Below are 19,090 nucleotides of genomic sequence, written 5' to 3' on the forward strand. Positions count from 1 at the left end.
GTGGTTCGTGGACCCGCACATACAGACTCGCTGGTTCTTGGAAAAATTGAACTTGCGTTTCACAGTGTGAGACGTGAATATCGTTTCATGGACAACTCTAGCGGCGTCGGCGTTCTCGACAAGGCAGCTCTGGTTCTGAGCGCATTGGAGTCCGGTCCGGCCACCCTCGCCGGGCTGGTCGCGGCGACAGGGCTCGCACGACCCACGGCACATCGCCTGGCCGTGGCACTGGAACACCACCGGATGGTGGCGAGGGACATGCAGGGCCGGTTCATCCTGGGACCGCGGCTGGCGGAGCTCGCCGCCGCGGCCGGCGAGGACCGCCTGCTGGCCACGGCGGGACCGGTACTCACCCACCTCCGCGACGTGACCGGGGAGAGCGCGCAGCTCTACCGCCGGCAGGGGGACATGCGCATCTGCGTGGCGGCCGCCGAGCGGCTGTCCGGTCTGCGGGACACGGTGCCGGTGGGTTCCACGCTCCCGATGAAGGCCGGCTCGGCCGCGCAGATCCTGATGGCCTGGGAGGAGCCCGAGCGGCTGCACCGAGGACTGCAGGGCGCGCGCTTCACGGCGACGGCCCTGTCCGGAGTGCGGCGCCGCGGCTGGGCACAGTCGATCGGCGAGCGGGAGCCCGGTGTGGCGTCCGTCTCGGCACCGGTGCGCGGACCCTCGAACCGCGTGGTGGCCGCCGTGTCGGTCTCCGGGCCGATCGAGCGCCTGACCCGCCACCCCGGCCGGATGCACGCCCAGGCGGTCATCGACGCCGCAGCGCGCCTGACCGAGGCCCTGCGCCGCGCCGGCTGACCTGCCGACGCCTTTCCCCCTCCCTCGGGCCCGGGGGCGCGTACGACGCCGCACACGTCCGAACACGCGCTTCCGGGCCCGTCCTTGTGCACCGCGCCACGGGCGGGACCGTATGGGGGCCGCCCGGGCGGGAACGACGAAGAGGCCCTCCGCGATGGACGCGGAGGGCCTCTCCTGTGTGTACCCCCGACCGGATTCGAACCGGCGCTACCGCCTTGAGAGGGCGGCGTGCTAGGCCGCTACACAACGGGGGCATGCCTTACAGCTTGCGCTGTACTGCGCTGGGCTACCAGGACTCGAACCTAGAACAAAGGAACCAGAAACCTTCGTGTTGCCAATTACACCATAGCCCAAGGTGGTCTGAACCAACCTGAGTACCCCCGACCGGATTCGAACCGGCGCTACCGCCTTGAGAGGGCGGCGTGCTAGGCCGCTACACAACGGGGGCCCTAGCGATCCTGCATCAAGATGTCCGGGAGCTACCCAGGACCCCTCGCGGGAAGGATCTGTACCCCCGACCGGATTCGAACCGGCGCTACCGCCTTGAGAGGGCGGCGTGCTAGGCCGCTACACAACGGGGGCAAAGCACTGCGAATACTGCTGCACTGCGCTGGGGTACCAGGACTCGAACCTAGAATAAGGGAACCAGAAACCCTCGTGTTGCCAATTACACCATACCCCACCAGAAGTCAACCCCTTGCGGGATTTTCCTTCGGGCTGCTCCTCCGGTTTCCGGCCTTTCGGCCCGCCCCGGCGGCGCAGAAAGAACATTACCGGATGGCTGACCGTGCTCCAAAACGGGTATCCCCGGCCAGCACCTCCGGGAGCTGCGCAAGCCCCTCGATCCGGTGTACGCCTGCGGGTGCGGGCCCCCTGTCGCCGCCGCGGTCGAGCCAGACCGCCGTCATTCCGGCGTCGCGGGCGCCGCGGGCGTCGATCTCCGGCTGGTCGCCCACGTAGGCCACGTCCCCGGGAGGGAGCCCCAGCGCCCCGCAGGCCGCGTGGAAGGCCGCCTCCTCGGGCTTGCTGACCCCGAGCTCGGCGGCGCACACCAGCACCTCGAAGCGCTCGCGCAGGCCGAGCGCGCGCAGCTTGGGGTCCTGGTTGGCGCTGGAGGAGTTGGAGAGCACGCCGTGCCGGTAGCGTCCCGCCAGGGCGTCCAGGGCGGGCACGACGTCGGGGAAGACGGTCCAGGCGGCCTTGTAGTGCTCCACGTACCGGTCGAACCAGGCGTCGGCCCCCTCGTCGCCCATCGCGGGCTCGCCGAGGAAGTCCCGCACCCGGTCCCGGCGCTGGCCCTGGAAGGTCACCTCGCCGACCGCGAAGCGCTCCCAGTGCCGGGCGGTCGCCTCCCGCCACAGCGCGAGCGCCTTCTCCGGGGAGCCGTAGCGCTCGGCCAGGCCCTCCTCGGCGAGCCGGCGGGCGAGCCCGGCGGTGTCCGCCCCCGTGTAGTCGAACAGGGTGTCGTCGATGTCCCACAGCACGGCGCGGATCGGCATACGCCGAGGCTACGCCGCCCGCCCGTCCCGCGGCGGCCCGATGGCGAAGTCCGTCACGGAGAACGCCGCGGGGGCGGCCTCCGGACGAACCGGGGGCCGCCCCCTGCGGGACGACGGCGCCTGCTGCCTACGCGGCGGCGGCCAGCTTCGCCAGGGCCGCGTCGATGCGGGCCAGCGAGCGCTCCTTGCCCAGGATCTGCAGCGACTCGAAGAGCGGCAGGCCGACCGTGCGGCCGGTGACGGCCACGCGGACCGGGGCCTGGGCCTTGCCGAGCTTCAGGCCGTGGGCCTCGCCCGCGGCGAGGACGGCCTGCTTGAGCGACTCCGGGTCGTTCCAGTCGGCCGTCTCCAGGCGGGCGCGGGCGGAGGTCAGCAGGCCCGCCGGGTCGCCCTTCATGGCCTTGTCCCAGGACGCCTGGTCCTCGACCGGCTCCTTGCGGAACAGGAAGTCGACGTTGGCGGTGATGTCCGACAGGACGGTCACACGGGTCTGGGCGTACGGCGCGATGGCCTCCCAGGCCGCCGTGTCGAAGTCCTCGGGCTCCCAGTTCGCGAACGGGGCCCGCAGCCACGGGGCGCAGGCGTCCGCGAAGGCCTTCTCGTCCAGCCGGCGGATGTGGTCGGCATTGATCGCCTCGGCCTTCTTCAGGTCGAAGCGGGCCGGGTTGGCGTTGACCTCGGTGATGTCGAACTTCGCCACCATCTCCTCGATCGAGAAGACGTCCTGGTCCTTGGAGAAGGACCAGCCGAGGAGCGAGAGGTAGTTCAGCAGGCCCTCGGGGAGGAAGCCGCGCTCGCGGTACAGGTTGAGCGAGGACTCGGGGTCGCGCTTGGAGAGCTTCTTGTTGCCCTCGCCCATCACGTACGGCAGGTGGCCGAACTGCGGGACGCCCGTGGCGATCCCCAGCTCCATCAGCGCCTCGTACAGCGCGATCTGGCGCGGGGTGGAGGACAGCAGGTCCTCGCCGCGGAGCACGTGCGTGATCTGCATCAGCGCGTCGTCGACCGGGTTGACGAGCGTGTAGAGCGGGGCGCCGTTGGCGCGCAGGATGCCGAAGTCCGGCACGTTCTCCGGGGTGAAGGTCAGCTCGCCGCGGACCAGGTCGGTGAAGGTGATCGGCTCCTCGGGCATCCGGAAGCGGACGATCGGGGTGCGGTGCTCGCCCCGGTACGCCTCCAGCTGCACGGTGGTCAGCTCGCGGCAGTGGCCGTCGTAGCCGGAGGGCTTGCCGGCGGCGCGGGCGGCCGCGCGGCGGGCGTCGAGCTCCTCGGTGGTGCAGTAGCAGTCGTACGCGTAGCCGCCGTCCCGGAGCCGCTGCGCGACGTCCGCGTAGATGTCCATGCGCTCGGACTGGCGGTACGGGGCGTGCGGGCCGCCCACCTCGGGACCCTCGTCCCAGGTGAAGCCGAGCCAGCGCAGCGAGTCGAGGAGCTGCTCGTACGACTCCTCGGAGTCGCGCGCCGCGTCGGTGTCCTCGATGCGGAAGACGAACGTGCCGCCGTGGTGGCGGGCGAACGCCCAGTTGAACAGGGCCGTCCGGACCAGGCCCACGTGGGGGTTGCCGGTCGGGGAGGGACAGAAACGTACGCGGACGGGGGTCGCGTTAGCCACGCTTGATCACCTTGTTGGTGAGAGTGCCGATGCCTTCGATGGTGACGGCGACCTCGTCGCCGACGTTGAGGGGGCCGACTCCGGCCGGGGTCCCCGTGAGGATGACGTCGCCGGGCAGCAGCGTCATGGCCTCGCTGATGTGCACGACCAGGTCCTCGACGGAGCGGACCATGTCGCGGGTGCTGCCGAGCTGGCGCTGCTCTCCGTTGACGGTGCACTGGACGGCCAGGCCCTCGGCGATCGCCGCCGGGTCCAGGCCGGTCTCGATCCAGGGGCCGAGCGGGCAGGCGCTGTCGAAGCCCTTGGCGCGGGCCCACTGCTGCTCGCGCTGCTGCACGTCGCGGGCGGTGACGTCGTTGGCGCAGGTGTAGCCGAGGATGACGTCCTTGACCCGCTCCCGCGGGACCTCGCGGCACATCCGGCCGATCACCACGGCGAGCTCCGCCTCGTGGTGGAGGTCCTGGGAGAAGGACGGGTACGTGATCGGGTCGCCCGGGCCGACCACCGAGGTGGACGGCTTGAAGAAGGTGATGGGCGCCTCGGGACGGCCTTGATCGTCGAAGATGCGGTTGCCGAGCTCCGCCGCGTGCTCCGCGTAGTTGCGGCCGACGGCCACGACCTTGTTCGGGAGCACGGGCGGCAGGAGCCGGACCTTGCTCAGCGGGACCTTCGTGCCGGAGAGCTCGAAGTCCGCGAACGGGATGCCCTTGATGATGTCGAGGACGAGCTCGCCCTCGGCGCCGGGGGCGGTGCCGCCCTCGACCGCGCCGAACGCGACATTGCCGTCGATCGAGAACCTGGCGATGCGCACGCCTTGCGCCTGCCCCTCTGTTATTTCCGCTGGCTGGAGTCTGCGGACTCCAGGCTAGCGCGGCGGGCGGCGCGGCTTCGCGTTCCTTTGCGGCGCCCCGCGGCGGCGTGCCCGGCTCGGCTGCCGCCGCCCGTACGCGCCCTCCTGCTTCCGCCGCTGCGGCGGTGCCCTACTCGGCGGCGGGCGCGGCCGGGGCGTGCATCAGCACGGTGCGGCGCGGGTTCGCGGTCTGGGTCGGCAGCTCGACGGCGTGTTCCGGAGCCGGGGCCGGCTGCAGCTCCTCGGCGTCCTTCAGGTGCGCGAGGGTGGTGCGGCGCGGGTTGGCTATGTTGCGGAACATCATCGTCGTCTTCATCGGAGTCTCGGGCCCTCGGCTCGGTTGTCGGGTGGGTTGTCGGTTCCGTCAACCCTGTAAAGGGCAAGGCTAAACATCCGATTCGCGCCCTGAACCGGGAACTATTGGCCTCTGTCATGTGAGTTTGCTCACCAGCCACCCGGCAATTCGGACATAGCAGACGGTCAACTCGAAGCGGCGAAACGGACATTACGCCACTGAATCTGCCATTCCGCTGCTGATCATCTCGACTGGGACACCTTGACGGTCCTTGCGTTTGAATCGCGTAAGTCCATTTCGCCCCGAAAGGCGCCACACGCGCCGTAGTCGGACCGTCACGTTCCGTCGATGATCTGCAGGGCCGGTGCGCGCACCTTGTTGGAGATCCGGCACTGTGCTGGAATGCGCGAGACCGCCGCGCGAGACAGCCGGCGCGCAGGTGGCGCGAGACCGCGCCGAGCGGCGGTGAAGAAGGAGACGCGCCGGTCACCGACGACCACCATGGGGCCGCGACAGCGCCCCACGACTCGACACCGTCCAGCCGGTCACCCGGCGGGACGCCTGGTCCAGAGGTTGCGACGCTAGTGCAGGGACGATTCAAGAGGGACGGCAAGGGGTCTCCCCAGGCCCTTCAGGGCAGAGGGGACGCTGCTGCGGAGCAGGACCCGCGCGGCGGGACCGACCGAGGCTCATCGCCCCAGCACGCCCAGGGCCGCGGGCCGGCCGTCGAAGGCACGGGCCCCGGCCCCTCCGGAGCGAAGAGCAAGGCCTCCCGCATCAAGCCCAGGGGCAAGTCCAAGGGCAAGGCCCCGGTCGAGGAGCCTGCCGACAAGGACACTGCGATACCGAAGGCCCCTGCCGGGCCCGGATCGCGTCTGCACATGCAGAACTGGCGCATCAGCACGCGACTGGTGTCGCTGCTGACCCTGCCGGTCGTCGCCGCCACCACGCTCGGCGGCTTCCGCATCAACGACTCGCTCAACGACATCTCGCAGCTCGAGCACATGCAGCTGCTGACGACGATGACGCGCCAGGCCACCAACCTGGCCGCCGCGCTCCAGGAGGAGCGCGACAAGTCGGCGGGTCCGCTGTCCATCGACAAGTCGGGCAAGCCCGACAGCCTCACCCAGGGTGTCCGGTCGAACACCGATGCCGCCCTCAAGTCCTTCGCCGCCGCGACCGACAAGGTCGACGCCACGGAGGACAAGGACGAGACGCTCAAGTCGATCCGCAACAACATCCTGCAGATCGGCCGTCAGCTCACCGAGATCGAGGCGATCCGCAAGAAGGCGTACCAGAACGGCGCCCAGCAGACAGTCACCGAGTACAACTCGCTGATCGTCTCGCTGCTCTCGCTCTCCCAGGACATGGCCCAGGCCACGTCCAGCCCCGAGATGATCAAGCGTACGCGTGCCCTGGCGGCGTTCTCCTCCGCCAAGGAATACGCCTCGATCCAGCGCGCGATCATCGCCGCCTCGCTGCCCGACAGCAACGAGAAGACCGGCACGCTCACCGAGAACGACCGCCTCTACGCGCTCTCCGCACTCCGCGGGGAAAGCCAGGCGAAGAAGACCTTCGAACTCGTCTACCAGGGCAAGACCGAGGACCTCCTCGCCTCGCTCGGCGACGGCAACCCGGAGATCGGCAAGGCGGACCACTACACCCGCCGCGTCCTGTCCACCAAGGACCAGTTCGGCAAGGAGACGCAGTACAAGTCCTGGATGGACTGGTACGACGCGGACGACACCAAGATCCAGGCCATGAAGGTCATCGAGCTGACGCTGCTCGAGGACATGGAGCAGAAGGCCCGTGAGCTGAAGAACGAGTCGCAGCGCGACGCGATCATCAACGGTGCCCTGATCCTCCTCGTGCTCGGCGTCTCCCTCGTCGGCGCCTTCGTCATGGCCCGGTCCATGATCCGCTCGCTGCGCCGCCTGCAGGACACCGCCACCCGGGTCGCCCAGGAACGCCTGCCCGAGCTCGTCAAGCAGCTGTCCGAGTCCGACCCGCAGGACGTCGACACGTCCGTGGAGTCCGTCGGCCTGCACACCCGCGACGAGATCGGCCAGGTGGCCGCGGCCTTCGACGACGTGCACCGCGAGGCCGTCCGCCTCGCCGCCGAGCAGGCCCTTCTGCGGGGCAACGTCAACGCGATGTTCACCAACCTCTCGCGCCGCAGCCAGGGCCTCATCCAGCGTCAGCTCTCGCTCATCTCCGAACTGGAGTCGCGCGAGGCCGACCCGGACCAGCTGTCCTCGCTCTTCAAGCTCGACCACCTCGCGACCCGCATGCGCCGCAACGGCGAAAACCTCCTCGTCCTCGCGGGCGAGGAGCCGGGCCGCCGGTGGACCCGCCCCGTCCCGCTCGTCGACGTGCTCCGCGCCGCCGCGTCCGAGGTGGAGCAGTACGAGCGCATCGAACTGGCCGCGGTCCCGGCGACCGAGGTCGCCGGCCGCGTCGTCAACGACCTCGTGCACCTGCTCGCCGAGCTGCTGGAGAACGCGACGTCGTTCTCCTCCCCGCAGACCAAGGTCAAGGTCACCGGTCACGCGCTGCCCGACGGCCGCGTGCTCGTCGAGATCCACGACACCGGCATCGGCCTGTCCCCCGAGGACCTCGCCGCGATCAACGAGCGCCTCGCCGCGCCGCCGACCGTGGACGTCTCCGTCTCCCGTCGCATGGGCCTCTTCGTGGTCGGCCGCCTGTCCCTGCGACACGGCATCCGCATCCAGCTGCGCCCGTCGGACTCCGGCGGTACGACGGCACTCGTCATGCTGCCGGTGGACGTCGCCCAGGGCGGCAAGAAGCCGGGCGGCCCCGGCGGCCAGGGTGCCGCGGGTCCGCAGGGCGGTCCCGGCGGCTCCGTCGGACAGGGCTCCGGCCCGGGCGGCGGTGCCCGCCAGCCGGTGGGCTCCGGCCCCCAGCGCAGCGGTGTGGCCGCGGCCATGGGCCAGCGTGCCGCGCTGGCCCAGCAGGGCGGCGCCGGCGGTCCGCAGGGCCTCCCCGGCCGTCCGCAGCAGAGCGGTCCCGGCGGGCGTCCGCAGGGCGGCCCGGGCATGCCGGGCATGCCCGGCGGACAGGGTGCGCCGGGCGGTGCTCCGGCCGGCCAGGGCCAGGGCTCCTTCGGCGGCAACAGCCCGCTGCCGGGCCGCGGTCCTGCCGGCGGCCCCCAGGGCCGTCCCGCCTCGGCCCCTTCCGCTTCCGGCCCTTCCGCTTCCGGCCAGGCCGGCTTCCCGCAGGGCAACGGCTTCGAGCGGCCCCAGCCGCCGCAGCCCGCCGCCCCCGCGGGGCGGGCTCCCGAGGCCCAGGCCCAGCGCGGCCCTCGGCCGCAGCTGCCGCCGCGCGACGGCGCCCTGCGCCCGGAGCTCCCGGGTGCCGGTGCCGCCGGCGGTCCCGCCGGGGTCCCGCAGGCCGCCAGCTGGGGCGCCGCTCCGGCCCGCCACGGCGGCCAGGAGGTCCCGCGCGGCCACGACGAGCTCTCGGGTCCCGGCTCCACGGCCGAGTTCCCGCGCCCGGACTTCGGTGCCCCGCGCCCGCAGGCCGGCGGCAACAGCACGACCGGGCAGTTCGAGCGTCCGGACGTGCGCGGCCAGGCGGACCCGTCCGCCACGGGGCAGTTCGCCCGCCCCGAGTTCCAGGCCCCGCGGCCCGGCGGCCCGGGCGTCGGCAGCTTCCCGCCGCCGCCGCAGGCGCCGCAGCTCCCGCAGGCCCAGCAGCCGGAGGCCCTGCCGCCGGCCGGGGGCCCGGGCGGCGAGCGCAGCCCGATCTTCGACACTCTGGAGTCGAACTGGTACCCGCAGGACGGCTCCCAGCCGTCCGGGCAGGCGCCGTCCGCGTTCCAGCAGCCGCAGGCCGCCCCTCCGGCCCCGGCACCCGCTCCGCGCCAGCGCCTGCAGCAGCCGATGCCGCAGCGCGGCCAGGAGCCTTCGGCCGAGTCCGCCCAGACGGCGAACGGCAGCGCGCCGACCGTCAGCTGGCGTTCCTCGCCGAACGACGAACTGATGCGCCAGGCCGAGCGCGTGCGCCAGCCCGCCGCCGGCGGCATCACCACTTCGGGGCTGCCCCGCCGAGTTCCGCGGGCGAACCTCGTGGCCGGCACCGCGCAGCAGCAGACCGACACTCAGGCCGGTCCCCAGGTCTCGCGTGCACCGGATGACGTCCGGGGTCGTCTGACCAACCTCCGACGCGGTATCCAGCAGGGTCGCCAGGCCGGAAACAACGGCCCGGAGACCGGCAGTTACCACATCGACCCCACTTACCAGCAGGAGCGTTAGTTGAGTTCGATGAGCCAGGCGGCACAGAACCTGAACTGGTTGATCACCAACTTCGTGGACAACACCCCCGGGGTGTCCCACACGGTGGTGGTCTCCGCCGACGGCCTCCTTCTGGCGATGTCCGATGGATTCCCGCGCGACCGCGCGGATCAGCTGGCGGCCGTGGCCTCCGGTCTGACCTCGCTGACCGCCGGAGCCTCCCGCATCTTCGAGGGCGGCGCCGTCAACCAGACCGTCGTCGAGATGGACCGGGGATTCCTCTTCCTCATGTCCATCAGCGACGGCTCCTCGCTCGCGGTGCTCGCGCACCCCGAGTGCGACATCGGTCTCGTCGGCTACGAGATGGCCCTCCTCGTGGATCGAGCGGGTACGGTCCTCACCCCGGACCTGCGCGCCGAACTGCAGGGAAGCCTGCTCATCTGACCGACCATTCCCCGGCCGGACGGTACTTCCGGCCGGGGGAGCGGGGCCCCGCCCCAGTGCCCAGTACCACCGCCAGGCCGTCATACAGTCCCCCCCACCGGCCGCCCCGTCAGACGGCACGCTGACCACTGCTGTCCAGCCCGGAGGATCAATGACCCCGCCCCCCGCCTATTCCGATGCGTACGACGATTCGTCGTACTCGGAGGGCGACCAGCCGCTCGTGCGCCCGTACGCCATGACCGGCGGTCGGACTCGGCCGCGCTACCAGCTCGCCATCGAGGCACTGGTCAGCACCACCGCCGATCCGATGCACCTGTCCGGCCTGCTGCCCGAGCACCAGCGCATCTGCACGCTGTGCCGCGAGGTCAAGTCGGTCGCGGAAGTCTCCGCGCTGCTGTCCATGCCGCTCGGTGTGGCCCGGATCCTCGTGGCCGACCTGGCAGAGGCCGGCATGGTGGCCATCCACCAGCCGGGCAACGGAGAGGCCGGCGGCACGCCGGACGTGACACTGCTCGAAAGGGTGCTCAGTGGACTTCGCAAGCTCTAACGGCGGAGCGGCTCGCTCCACCACCTCCGCGAAGATCGTGGTGGCGGGCGGCTTCGGCGTGGGCAAGACCACGTTCGTCGGCGCGGTCTCCGAGATCAACCCGCTGCGCACCGAAGCCGTGATGACCAGCGCCTCCGCCGGCATCGACGACCTCACCCACACCGGGGACAAGACGACGACCACCGTCGCCATGGACTTCGGCCGCATCACCCTGGACCAGGACCTCATCCTCTACCTGTTCGGCACCCCCGGACAGGACCGGTTCTGGTTCATGTGGGACGACCTCGTCCGCGGCGCCATCGGCGCCGTCGTCCTCGTCGACACCCGCCGCCTCGCCGACTGCTTCCCCGCCGTCGACTACTTCGAGAACAGCGGACTGCCCTTCGTCATCGCCCTCAACGGCTTCGACGGACACCAGCCCTACACCCCCGAAGAAGTCCGCGAGGCACTCCAGATCGGCCCGGACGCCCCCATCATCACCACCGACGCCCGCCACCGGGCCGACGCCAAGAGCGCGCTCATCACCCTGGTCGAGCACGCCCTCATGGCACGGCTGAAGTAACCGGGCCTGTCGTGCGGACCGGGAAGGGGCGGGCTGTGTCATACGACACGGCCCGCCCTTCTCGTTCATAACGTTTCGACAGAGAATTGCCCCCGGACCTGCACACCGCGCGTTCGGGCGGTACCGCTGCGCGTACATGCGGCCCCGTTTTTGCCGCCGCTCGCTCTTTATGTCCGTTTTACGTGTGTCGAAGGTCTCGGGGACCGGCCGGAACCAACTGTTTGGAACACGGCCCTTGACCGTGCTGGAATTCAACCAACTAGCTAGTAGCACCGCCGAGAGGTTGTTGGTCGAGTGAGGCGAAGCAACTCGAGCCCCGTGGATGAATCCGCGCGCGGCAACTTCACCCCGCCGCAGCGCGCGGCCGCGCCGCCCGTCGACGCGCCCGCGGAACCGGCGCCGAAGAGCGGCAGCACCAGCAGGTTCTCGCCCCGCAACTGGCGTGTGGCGACCCGTCTGAACGCCATCCTGCTCGTACCGGTCCTCGTCGGCCTGGTCATGGGCGGCTTCCAGGTGAAGGGGTCCCTCGACACCTGGAACGAGGCCAAGGACGCCGAGAAGACCGCCCGCATCGTCCAGGCGGCGGCGGAATACGGCCAGGCGCTGCTCAACGAGCGCGACCTCACGGCCGAGCCGCTGCTGAAGGGCGACACGGGCAACCCCGCGGTCACGAAGGCCTACGACGCCACCAACGAGGCGAAGGCGAAATTCGCCGAGGCCGTCAAGGACCTGCCGAAGAACCAGGGTCTGGAGCGGCGCCTGCAGCTCTTCCGCCAGGAGGAGCCCAAGCTGTCCACGGTCCGTCAGACGGCCTTCAAGGCCCCCGAGTCGGCGAAGAAGAACCCACCCACCCAGTTGGGTCCCATCCCGACCGAGGACGGCTACCTCCTCGTCCAGCACTACCTGATGCAGTTCTCCAACGAACTGGGGCTGGGCACCGGCAACGTGACCAGCTACGGGCGCATGGTCTACGCGATCGAGCTGGCCAAGGCCGCCGAATCGCTCCAGCGCTCCATCGGCATGCACCTGCTGGTCCGCCCGAACCCCGACGAAGAGGTCCGCAAGGCCCAGCTGGTCGCCTTCTCCTCCTACGCCTACCTCGAGGAGATCGCGGTCGGCGAGTACATCGCCGCGGGCACCGCCGAAGACGTCAACCGCTTCAAAGACGTCATGCAGAAGAAGTCCCAGGACGGGGCCGCGAAGCTCGCCGCGGCGAAGGCGCAGGCGGAGCAGAACGGCACCACGTTCACGACCCCGCCCACGGTCAACGGCTCGGTGCTCACGGGCATGACCGATGCGATAGCCCGCGGCGACAAGCCCGCCGCCCTGGCGAAGATCGGCGTCACGCCGGCCGCCTGGCAGGCCGGTGCCACCGCCAAGTTCGAGGGCTACGCCGAGATCGAGAAGGATCTCCTCGACAAGGCCGTCAAGGACGCCGTCGCGGTCTCCGACGACGCCCGCAACGTCGCCATCTGGACCGGCGCCGCGGTGGTCGTGGCCCTGCTCGCCGCGTTCATCCTGGCCGCCATGGTCGCCCGCCAGATGAGCCGCTCGATGCGCCGCCTGCGCGCCGCTGCCTTCGACGTCGCCGAGCAGCGCCTGCCGATGCTCGTCGACCAGCTCTCGCGGACCGACCCGGGCAAGGTCGAAACCCGCGTCGCGCCGATCCCGATCGACTCCCGGGACGAGATCGGCGAGGTCGCCCGCGCCTTCGACCAGGTCCACCGGGAGGCCGTCCGGCTCGCCGCCGAGCAGGCGCTCCTGCGAGGGAACGTCAACGCGATCTTCACGAACCTCTCCATGCGCAACCAGTCGCTGATCGAGGGCCAGCTGACCCTGATCACCGAGCTGGAGAACAACGAGGCCGACCCGGACCAGCTGGAGAACCTCTTCCGCCTGGACCACCTGGCCACCCGTATGCGCCGCAACGGCGAGAACCTCCTCATCCTCGCGGGCGAGGAGCCGGGCCGCCGCTGGGACCAGCCGGTGCCCCTCGTCGACGTGCTGCGCGCCGCCTCCTCCGAGGTGGAGCAGTACGAGCGCATCGAGCTCTCGAACGTCTCCGAGGCCGAGATCCACGGCCAGGCCGTGACCGACCTCGTGCACCTGCTCGCCGAGCTGCTGGAGAACGCCACCACGTTCTCCTCGCCGCAGACCAAGGTCCGCGTCAACGCCACGCGTCTGCCGGACAGCCGCGTCATGGTCGAGATCCACGACAAGGGCATCGGCCTGACCGCCGAGGACTTCGCGGACATCAACCACAAGCTGGCCAACCCGCCGACCGTGGACGCCGCGATCTCGCAGCGCATGGGCCTCTTCGTGGTCGGCCGCCTGGCGGACCGGCACAACATCCGCGTCCAGCTGCGTCCCTCGGGCGAGGCGGCCGGTACGACGTCGCTCATCATGCTCCCGGACGCGATCACCCACGGTGGCGGTGGCGAGGGCATCCCGGACGACGAGTTCACCGTCTCCTCGATGATCCCGCAGCAGCACGTCCAGCAGGCCGCGCCGATGCGCACGGCCGCCGAACTCGGCTTCGACGACTCCCGCTACGACGGTCAGGATGCCGAAGGCGGCCTGGACGCGGTCGGCCGCTCCCTCGGCCAGCAGGACCGCCGAGCGGCGCTGGAGGCGCAGCTGCACCAGCCGCAGGCCCCGGCCGGCGACCACGCTGCGCAGCAGGAGTATGCGGAACCGCAGCCGGAGCACGGCTACCAGTCGTACCCGGAGTTCGAGCAGCAGCCCGCGCAGGGCTATGACGCCTCGTACGACGAGCAGCAGGCCCACGCGGACCAGCAGGGCCACGGGGCCTACCCGCAGCAGGACTACCCCTATGCGGAAGCGGGTTACCACCAGCCTCAGCAGGACGTGCAGGGCTACGACAACGGCTACGCTGCCCAGTCGCAGCATGCGGCGTGGCCCGAGCAGAACACGTACTCCGATGGCTACCAGCAGCAGTACGGGACTGAATCGGAACCCCCGGTCGCTCCCGAACCCGCCGCGGACCGCGTAGGCTTCGATCGTCCGGGCGCCGCTGCCGACGCCGGTCACCACATGACCGGTGCGGGCCTGCCGCGCCGCGGCAGCCAGCAGCAGCGGCAGCCGGCGCAGCAGGAAGCGGAGTCCCCCGGATCCCTCTTCGAGCAGCGGTCGCCGCGACAGCAGCAGCCGGCCGCGGCGGAGCAGGGCGAGGCGGGCGGTGACGCCTGGCGCTCGAAGAACGACGAGCGCTGGTCGGCGGCCGGAAAGCTCCGTGAGCCGAAGGCGGGCGGGGTCACCGCGTCCGGTCTGCCTCGGCGGGTGCCCAAGGCCAACCTGGTCGAAGGTTCTGCGGAGACGACTCCGCAGAACGGCCCCCAGGTCTCCCGGGCTCCGGAGGACGTGCGCGGCAGGTTGAGCAACCTGCGGCGCGGTGTCCAGCAGGGCCGGAGCGCGGGTACTGAGCAGTCAAGTAACAGCTATGACCAGGAGCGTTAGTGTGAGCCCGATGAGCCAGGCGGCACAGAACCTGAACTGGTTGATCACCAACTTCGTGGACAACACCCCCGGGGTGTCCCACACGGTGGTGGTCTCCGCCGACGGCCTCCTTCTGGCGATGTCCGATGGATTCCCGCGCGACCGCGCAGATCAGCTGGCGGCCGTGGCCTCCGGTCTGACCTCGCTGACCGCCGGAGCCTCCCGCATCTTCGAGGGCGGCGCCGTCAACCAGACCGTCGTCGAGATGGACCGGGGATTCCTCTTCCTCATGTCCATCAGCGACGGCTCCTCGCTCGCGGTGCTCGCGCACCCCGAGTGCGACATCGGTCTCGTCGGCTACGAGATGGCCCTCCTCGTGGATCGAGCGGGTACGGTCCTCACCCCGGACCTGCGCGCCGAACTGCAGGGAAGCCTTCTGAACTAGCAAACAGGCAGTGCGTTTCGCGCCATCGCACCGTAGGGTGCGGTGGCGCGGTTCCACAGGGAGTACTGCGTTCTTGGAGTCGGAGGAGGAGACGTGACAACACCCGGAGGACATCCTTATGGCGGCGCTCAGCAGCCGCAGGGTGGGCACGACCAGAACCGCTTCAACTTCCCCTCCGCACCAAGCCGGACCGTGCCGGAGCAGGCTCCCTACCAGCAACAGCCATACGGACAGCCCCAGCATCAGGTGCCCCAGCGACCTCCGCAGCAGCAGCCCCACCGGGGCGGTCAGCCGCAGGCTCCCAAGGCCCACAACCCGCTGGTGCGTCCGTACGCGATGACCGGCGGCCGTACGCGGCCGCGCTACCAGCTCGCCATCGAGGCGCTGGTCAGTACCACGGCAGACCCCGCGCGGCTGCAAGGGCAGTTGCCCGAGCACCAGCGCATCTGCCGCCTGTGCCTGGAGATCAAATCCGTTGCGGAGATCTCGGCACTTCTCTCCATTCCTCTTGGTGTCGCCCGCATTCTCGTCGCCGACCTGGCGGAGGCGGGCCTTGTCGCCATTCACCAGCCCGGCGGCGACGAATCCGCCGGTGGCCAGCCAGATGTGACACTGCTCGAAAGGGTGCTCAGTGGACTTCGCAAGCTCTAACGGCGGAGCGGCTCGCTCCACCACCTCCGCGAAGATCGTGGTGGCGGGCGGCTTCGGCGTGGGCAAGACCACGTTCGTCGGCGCGGTCTCCGAGATCAACCCGCTGCGCACCGAAGCCGTGATGACCAGCGCCTCCGCCGGCATCGACGACCTCACCCACACCGGGGACAAGACGACGACCACCGTCGCCATGGACTTCGGCCGCATCACCCTGGACCAGGACCTCATCCTCTACCTGTTCGGCACCCCCGGACAGGACCGGTTCTGGTTCATGTGGGACGACCTCGTCCGCGGCGCCATCGGCGCCGTCGTCCTCGTCGACACCCGCCGCCTCGCCGACTGCTTCCCCGCCGTCGACTACTTCGAGAACAGCGGACTGCCCTTCGTCATCGCCCTCAACGGCTTCGACGGACACCAGCCCTACACCCCCGAAGAAGTCCGCGAGGCACTCCAGATCGGCCCGGACGCCCCCATCATCACCACCGACGCCCGCCACCGGGCCGACGCCAAGAGCGCGCTCATCACCCTGGTCGAGCACGCCCTCATGGCACGGCTGCGGTAGCACCGCGCAGCGCGTACGCGAAGGCCCCGTGTCCCGTGGACACGGGGCCTTTCCCGTTCCCGCCGTAGGCGGCCTCCTGAGGGCCTGGTACGGCTTCGATGGCCCTTTGACCCAGCCGGGGGCCGGGAAGCCCGCAGAGGGGCTCTCAGCCGCCCCTGCAGCCCCGGAGGCACCCGTGGGGCCCTGTGCAGGCCCCGGACATGCGTCGCCCCGCACCCCGGGCCCGGGACGGAGTCCGGGGAGGGTGCGGGGCCTGACGAAGGCAGCTGCGGGTCAGCCCTGCCAGCTGTGCGGGGCGCGGAAGCCACGGGCGCGCTCCAGGCGGCGCCATCCGGCCTGGGTGCCGATGCGGTGCGTCGGGCGGGCTTCCGGCGCGGCGGCGGCGCGGGCGAGCAGGATCGCGGTGATCGCGGCCAGCTCCTCCGGCTCGGCGTTGCCCTTCTCGACGCGCAGCAGGGTGTCGGCAGTGTTGCTCATGGGTGGCAGGTCTCCTTCGCTCGTTACTGCGGCGGGTTGCCGTGCTTGCGGGACGGCAGATCGGCGTGCTTGCTGCGGAGCATGGCGAGGGCGCCGATCAGCGTCCCGCGGGTCTCGGCGGGGTCGATGACGTCGTCGACGAGGCCGCGTTCGGCCGCGTAGTACGGGTGCATCAGCTCGGCCTTGTACTCCTTGACCATGCGGGCCCGCATGGCCTCGGGGTCCTCGGCCTCCGCGATCTGCTTGCGGAAGATGACGTTGGCGGCGCCCTCGGCGCCCATGACCGCGATCTCGTTGGTCGGCCAGGCGTAGGTGAGGTCCGCGCCGATGGACTGGGAGTCCATGACGATGTACGCGCCGCCGTAGGCCTTGCGCAGGATCAGGGAGATCCGCGGGACGGTGGCGTTGCAGTACGCGTAGAGCAGCTTGGCGCCGTGGCGGATGATGCCGCCGTGCTCCTGGTCGACACCCGGGAGGAAGCCGGGCACGTCCAGCAGGGTGATGATCGGGATGTTGAAGGCGTCGCACATCTGGACGAAGCGCGCGGCCTTCTCGGAGGCCTCGATGTCGAGGACGCCGGCCAGGGTCTGCGGCTGGTTGGCGACGATGCCGACGACCTGCCCGTCGAGGCGGGCCAGGGCGCAGATGATGTTGCGGGCCCAGCGCTCGTGGATCTCCAGGACGTCGCCGTCGTCGACGAGCTCCTCGATCACCTTGTGCATGTCGTACGGGCGGTTGCCGTCCGCGGGGACCAGGTCCAGCAGGACGTCCGAGCGGCGGTCGGCCGGGTCGGAGGTCTCGTGGACCGGCGGGTTCTCGCGGTTGTTGGAGGGCAGCATCGAGATGAGGTAGCGCACCTCGGAGATGCAGGTCTCCTCGTCGTCGTACGCGAAGTGCGCCACGCCGGAGGTCTCGGCGTGGACGTCGGCGCCGCCCAGGCCGTTCTGGCTGATCTCCTCACCGGTGACGGCGCGCACGACGTCGGGGCCGGTGATGAACATCTGCGAGGTGTCGCGGACCATGAACACGAAGTCCGTCAGCGCCGGCGAGTACGCCGCGCCGCCCGCGCACGGGCCCAGCATCACCGAGATCTGCGGGATGACACCCGAGGCCCTGGTGTTGCGCTGGAAGATGCCGCCGTAGCCGGCGAGCGCCGAGACGCCCTCCTGGATGCGCGCGCCGGCGCCGTCGTTGAGGGAGACCAGGGGGGCACCCGCCGCGATGGCCATGTCCATGATCTTGTGGATCTTCGTGGCGTGGGCCTCGCCCAGCGCGCCGCCGAAGATCCGGAAGTCGTGCGCGTACACGAAGACCGTGCGGCCCTCGACCGTGCCCCAGCCGGTGATCACACCGTCGGTGTACGGCTTGCGGCCCTCCAGGCCGAAACCGGTCGCCCGGTGCCGGCGCAGCTGCTCGACCTCCCTGAAGGAACCCTCGTCGAGGAGCAGCGCGATGCGCTCCCGCGCCGTCAGCTTGCCCTTCGCGTGCTGGGCCTCGGTCGCCCGGTCACTCGGTCCACGCCGCGCCTGCTCGCGCAGGGAGTGCAGCTCGGCCACGCGCCCGCGGGCGTCCGTCGGCTCGCTCGGAGTCTGGTCCACAACGGTCATGTACCGACCTTACGAAGCCGACCATGAAAAACCTCCGTTGGTTCTACACAGTCTCGGCCGTGTTCCGCTGTCCGGCCCGCACAGAACCGCGGAGCGGGGCGCGAAGACCACCAGGCGAGACGGTCGCCGGTTGTGGAGGTTCCATAAAACGGCCTGACACCCCGACCAGATGTTGAAATTTGAACAGAATGGGTCTACGGTCGTTCTCGTTGAAGGTTAAACCACTTCGACAGCGCCACCCCCACCGAGGAGAGAGTCATGGGTCTGTTCACCCGCCGCAGCCAGCAGGACACCACCGCCGCCGTCGCCACCCTCGACGCGGACCCGGCCCTGGCCGCCCTCACCGGCGACTACGCCATCGACGCCGCCCACAGCAGCATCGGCTTCACCGTCCGCCACGCGATGGTGACCAACGTCCGCGGCAGCTTCGGCGACTACTCCGGTTCGCTGCACCTGGACGGCGGCGACCCCGCCCGTTCCACCGCCACCATCGACGTGAAGATCGCCTCCGTGGACACCGGCATCGCCGACCGCGACGCCCACCTGCGCGGCGAGGACTTCTTCGCGGCCGACGCCTTCCCGCTGATGACCTTCCGCTCCACCGGGGCGGCCAGGGTCGGGGCGGACACCTACCGCATCACCGGCGATCTGACGATCAAGGACGTCACCCGGCCGCTCTCCATCGACCTGGAGTTCAACGGCTCCGCCACGGACGTCTACGGCAGCGAGCGCGTCGGCTTCGAGGGCTCCGCCGAGATCCTGCGCTCGGACTGGGGCCTGACCTGGAACGCCGCGCTGGAGGCCGGCGGTGTCATGGTCAGCGACAAGGTGAAGCTGACCTTCGACATCTCGGCCGTCCGGCAGGCCTGAGCCGGAGGACTGCGGTCTGTCGCAGGACCGCGTTCCCCGCAGGCTCCGTACCGCCACCACCGCCGGCCTCCAGCGCGGCGTTCCAGGTCAGGCCCCAGTCCGAGCGCAGGATCTCGGCGGAGCCCTCGAAGCCGACGCGCTCGCTGCCGTAGACGT

General features: G+C 70.5%; 17 protein-coding genes, 5 tRNA genes and 1 pseudogene. 10 read left to right on the top strand and 13 right to left on the bottom strand.

The genetic code is table 11. The features are described 5' to 3' along the window. The first annotated feature begins 87 nt into the window (after positions 1–87). Entirely contained in the window at positions 88–804 is a 717-nt protein-coding gene (gene ndgR, locus HYE82_RS04400) for an IclR family transcriptional regulator NdgR (protein WP_114054338.1), read from the top strand. Between the two features lie 181 nt (positions 805–985). On the opposite strand, the gene HYE82_RS04405 is transcribed toward ndgR, so the two are convergent. The 10 genes from HYE82_RS04405 to HYE82_RS04450 form a co-directional block, all read right to left on the bottom strand. Then, positions 986–1,058 (bottom strand) — tRNA-Glu (locus HYE82_RS04405). Positions 1,059–1,085: 27 nt separating this feature from the next. Continuing rightward, positions 1,086–1,157 (bottom strand) — tRNA-Gln (locus HYE82_RS04410). A gap of 22 nt (positions 1,158–1,179) precedes the next feature. Continuing rightward, positions 1,180–1,252: transfer RNA gene (locus HYE82_RS04415), tRNA-Glu, on the bottom strand. 61 nt (positions 1,253–1,313) lie between these two features. Then, a tRNA-Glu gene (locus tag HYE82_RS04420) sits at positions 1,314–1,386 on the bottom strand. A 28-nt stretch (positions 1,387–1,414) separates the two neighbouring features. After that, positions 1,415–1,486 (bottom strand) — tRNA-Gln (locus HYE82_RS04425). 88 nt (positions 1,487–1,574) lie between these two features. Then, positions 1,575–2,303, bottom strand: coding sequence for an HAD family hydrolase (locus HYE82_RS04430; RefSeq protein ID WP_179172586.1), 729 nt, complete (start codon positions 2,301–2,303; stop codon positions 1,575–1,577). Between the two features lie 127 nt (positions 2,304–2,430). Beyond that, positions 2,431–3,915 (bottom strand): glutamate--tRNA ligase, encoded by a 1,485-nt coding sequence (gene gltX, locus HYE82_RS04435; RefSeq protein ID WP_179172587.1) that lies wholly within the window; start codon positions 3,913–3,915, stop codon positions 2,431–2,433. Further along, positions 3,908–4,726, bottom strand: coding sequence for a fumarylacetoacetate hydrolase family protein (locus HYE82_RS04440; protein WP_179172588.1), 819 nt, complete (start codon positions 4,724–4,726; stop codon positions 3,908–3,910). The genes gltX and HYE82_RS04440 overlap by 8 nt, the downstream gene beginning before the upstream one ends. A 169-nt stretch (positions 4,727–4,895) precedes the next feature. Continuing rightward, complete coding sequence (locus HYE82_RS04445; RefSeq protein WP_179172589.1) at positions 4,896–5,081, bottom strand: hypothetical protein; 186 nt, start codon at positions 5,079–5,081, stop codon at positions 4,896–4,898. A gap of 314 nt (positions 5,082–5,395) precedes the next feature. Then, positions 5,396–5,563 (bottom strand): hypothetical protein, encoded by a 168-nt coding sequence (locus HYE82_RS04450; protein ID WP_179172590.1) that lies wholly within the window; start codon positions 5,561–5,563, stop codon positions 5,396–5,398. 378 nt (positions 5,564–5,941) lie between these two features. Between HYE82_RS04450 and HYE82_RS04455 the strand changes: the two genes are divergently transcribed. From HYE82_RS04455 to HYE82_RS04490, 8 genes are all read left to right on the top strand, one after another. Further along, positions 5,942–9,334 (top strand): nitrate- and nitrite sensing domain-containing protein, encoded by a 3,393-nt coding sequence (locus HYE82_RS04455; protein WP_256986915.1) that lies wholly within the window; start codon positions 5,942–5,944, stop codon positions 9,332–9,334. Positions 9,335–9,343: 9 nt separating this feature from the next. After that, positions 9,344–9,757 (top strand): roadblock/LC7 domain-containing protein, encoded by a 414-nt coding sequence (locus tag HYE82_RS04460; RefSeq protein WP_179172601.1) that lies wholly within the window; start codon positions 9,344–9,346, stop codon positions 9,755–9,757. Positions 9,758–9,908: 151 nt separating this feature from the next. Continuing rightward, positions 9,909–10,304: a DUF742 domain-containing protein gene (locus tag HYE82_RS04465; protein ID WP_125541140.1), complete on the top strand. Its 396-nt coding sequence runs from the start codon at positions 9,909–9,911 to the stop codon at positions 10,302–10,304. Continuing rightward, positions 10,285–10,866, top strand: a complete 582-nt coding sequence (locus tag HYE82_RS04470; protein WP_114054330.1) for an ATP/GTP-binding protein — start codon at positions 10,285–10,287, stop codon at positions 10,864–10,866. The genes HYE82_RS04465 and HYE82_RS04470 overlap by 20 nt, the downstream gene beginning before the upstream one ends. Before the next feature lie 294 nt (positions 10,867–11,160). Beyond that, complete coding sequence (locus tag HYE82_RS04475) at positions 11,161–14,343, top strand: nitrate- and nitrite sensing domain-containing protein (RefSeq protein ID WP_179172592.1); 3,183 nt, start codon at positions 11,161–11,163, stop codon at positions 14,341–14,343. A gap of 10 nt (positions 14,344–14,353) precedes the next feature. Then, positions 14,354–14,767 carry a roadblock/LC7 domain-containing protein gene (locus HYE82_RS04480; protein ID WP_114058494.1) on the top strand — a complete coding sequence of 138 codons (414 nt, stop codon included), beginning with the start codon at positions 14,354–14,356 and terminating at the stop codon, positions 14,765–14,767. 93 nt (positions 14,768–14,860) lie between these two features. Beyond that, on the top strand, positions 14,861–15,418 hold the full coding sequence (locus tag HYE82_RS04485; protein ID WP_179172593.1) for a DUF742 domain-containing protein: 558 nt from the start codon (positions 14,861–14,863) through the stop codon (positions 15,416–15,418). Then, complete coding sequence (locus tag HYE82_RS04490) at positions 15,399–15,980, top strand: ATP/GTP-binding protein (protein WP_037792108.1); 582 nt, start codon at positions 15,399–15,401, stop codon at positions 15,978–15,980. Before HYE82_RS04485 ends, HYE82_RS04490 begins: the two co-directional genes overlap by 20 nt. Before the next feature lie 273 nt (positions 15,981–16,253). Here HYE82_RS04490 and HYE82_RS04495 read toward each other — a convergent pair whose 3' ends face one another. Further along, positions 16,254–16,457: an acyl-CoA carboxylase subunit epsilon gene (locus HYE82_RS04495; RefSeq protein ID WP_179172594.1), complete on the bottom strand. Its 204-nt coding sequence runs from the start codon at positions 16,455–16,457 to the stop codon at positions 16,254–16,256. A 23-nt stretch (positions 16,458–16,480) separates the two neighbouring features. Further along, positions 16,481–18,064: an acyl-CoA carboxylase subunit beta gene (locus tag HYE82_RS04500; protein ID WP_179172595.1), complete on the bottom strand. Its 1,584-nt coding sequence runs from the start codon at positions 18,062–18,064 to the stop codon at positions 16,481–16,483. Positions 18,065–18,322: 258 nt separating this feature from the next. Here HYE82_RS04500 and HYE82_RS04505 point away from each other — a divergent pair, with 258 nt between their 5' ends. Next, a complete protein-coding gene (locus tag HYE82_RS04505; RefSeq protein WP_179172596.1) occupies positions 18,323–18,934 on the top strand; it encodes a YceI family protein in 612 nt (203 codons plus the stop codon). On the opposite strand, the pseudogene HYE82_RS37660 reads toward HYE82_RS04505, so the two are convergent. After that, positions 18,882–19,090: pseudogene (locus tag HYE82_RS37660) on the bottom strand (YceI family protein); the annotation flags it as partial. The gene HYE82_RS04505 and the pseudogene HYE82_RS37660 sit on opposite strands and share 53 nt — an antisense overlap.

It is taken from the genome of Streptomyces sp. BR123 (assembly GCF_013401435.1).
Taxonomy (GTDB): Bacteria; Actinomycetota; Actinomycetes; order Streptomycetales; family Streptomycetaceae; genus Streptomyces.

Coding starts and splice junctions, on each gene's coding strand:
- HYE82_RS04445 (WP_179172589.1), bottom strand. CDS start 5,081: ATGAAGACGACGATGATGTTCCGCAACATAGCCAACCCGCGCCGCACC.
- HYE82_RS04465 (WP_125541140.1), top strand. CDS start 9,909: ATGACCCCGCCCCCCGCCTATTCCGATGCGTACGACGATTCGTCGTAC.
- HYE82_RS04460 (WP_179172601.1), top strand. CDS start 9,344: ATGAGCCAGGCGGCACAGAACCTGAACTGGTTGATCACCAACTTCGTG.
- ndgR (WP_114054338.1), top strand. CDS start 88: ATGGACAACTCTAGCGGCGTCGGCGTTCTCGACAAGGCAGCTCTGGTT.
- HYE82_RS04480 (WP_114058494.1), top strand. CDS start 14,354: ATGAGCCAGGCGGCACAGAACCTGAACTGGTTGATCACCAACTTCGTG.
- HYE82_RS04505 (WP_179172596.1), top strand. CDS start 18,323: ATGGGTCTGTTCACCCGCCGCAGCCAGCAGGACACCACCGCCGCCGTC.
- HYE82_RS04455 (WP_256986915.1), top strand. CDS start 5,942: ATGCAGAACTGGCGCATCAGCACGCGACTGGTGTCGCTGCTGACCCTG.
- HYE82_RS04430 (WP_179172586.1), bottom strand. CDS start 2,303: ATGCCGATCCGCGCCGTGCTGTGGGACATCGACGACACCCTGTTCGAC.
- HYE82_RS04450 (WP_179172590.1), bottom strand. CDS start 5,563: ATGGTGGTCGTCGGTGACCGGCGCGTCTCCTTCTTCACCGCCGCTCGG.
- HYE82_RS04495 (WP_179172594.1), bottom strand. CDS start 16,457: ATGAGCAACACTGCCGACACCCTGCTGCGCGTCGAGAAGGGCAACGCC.
- HYE82_RS04500 (WP_179172595.1), bottom strand. CDS start 18,064: ATGACCGTTGTGGACCAGACTCCGAGCGAGCCGACGGACGCCCGCGGG.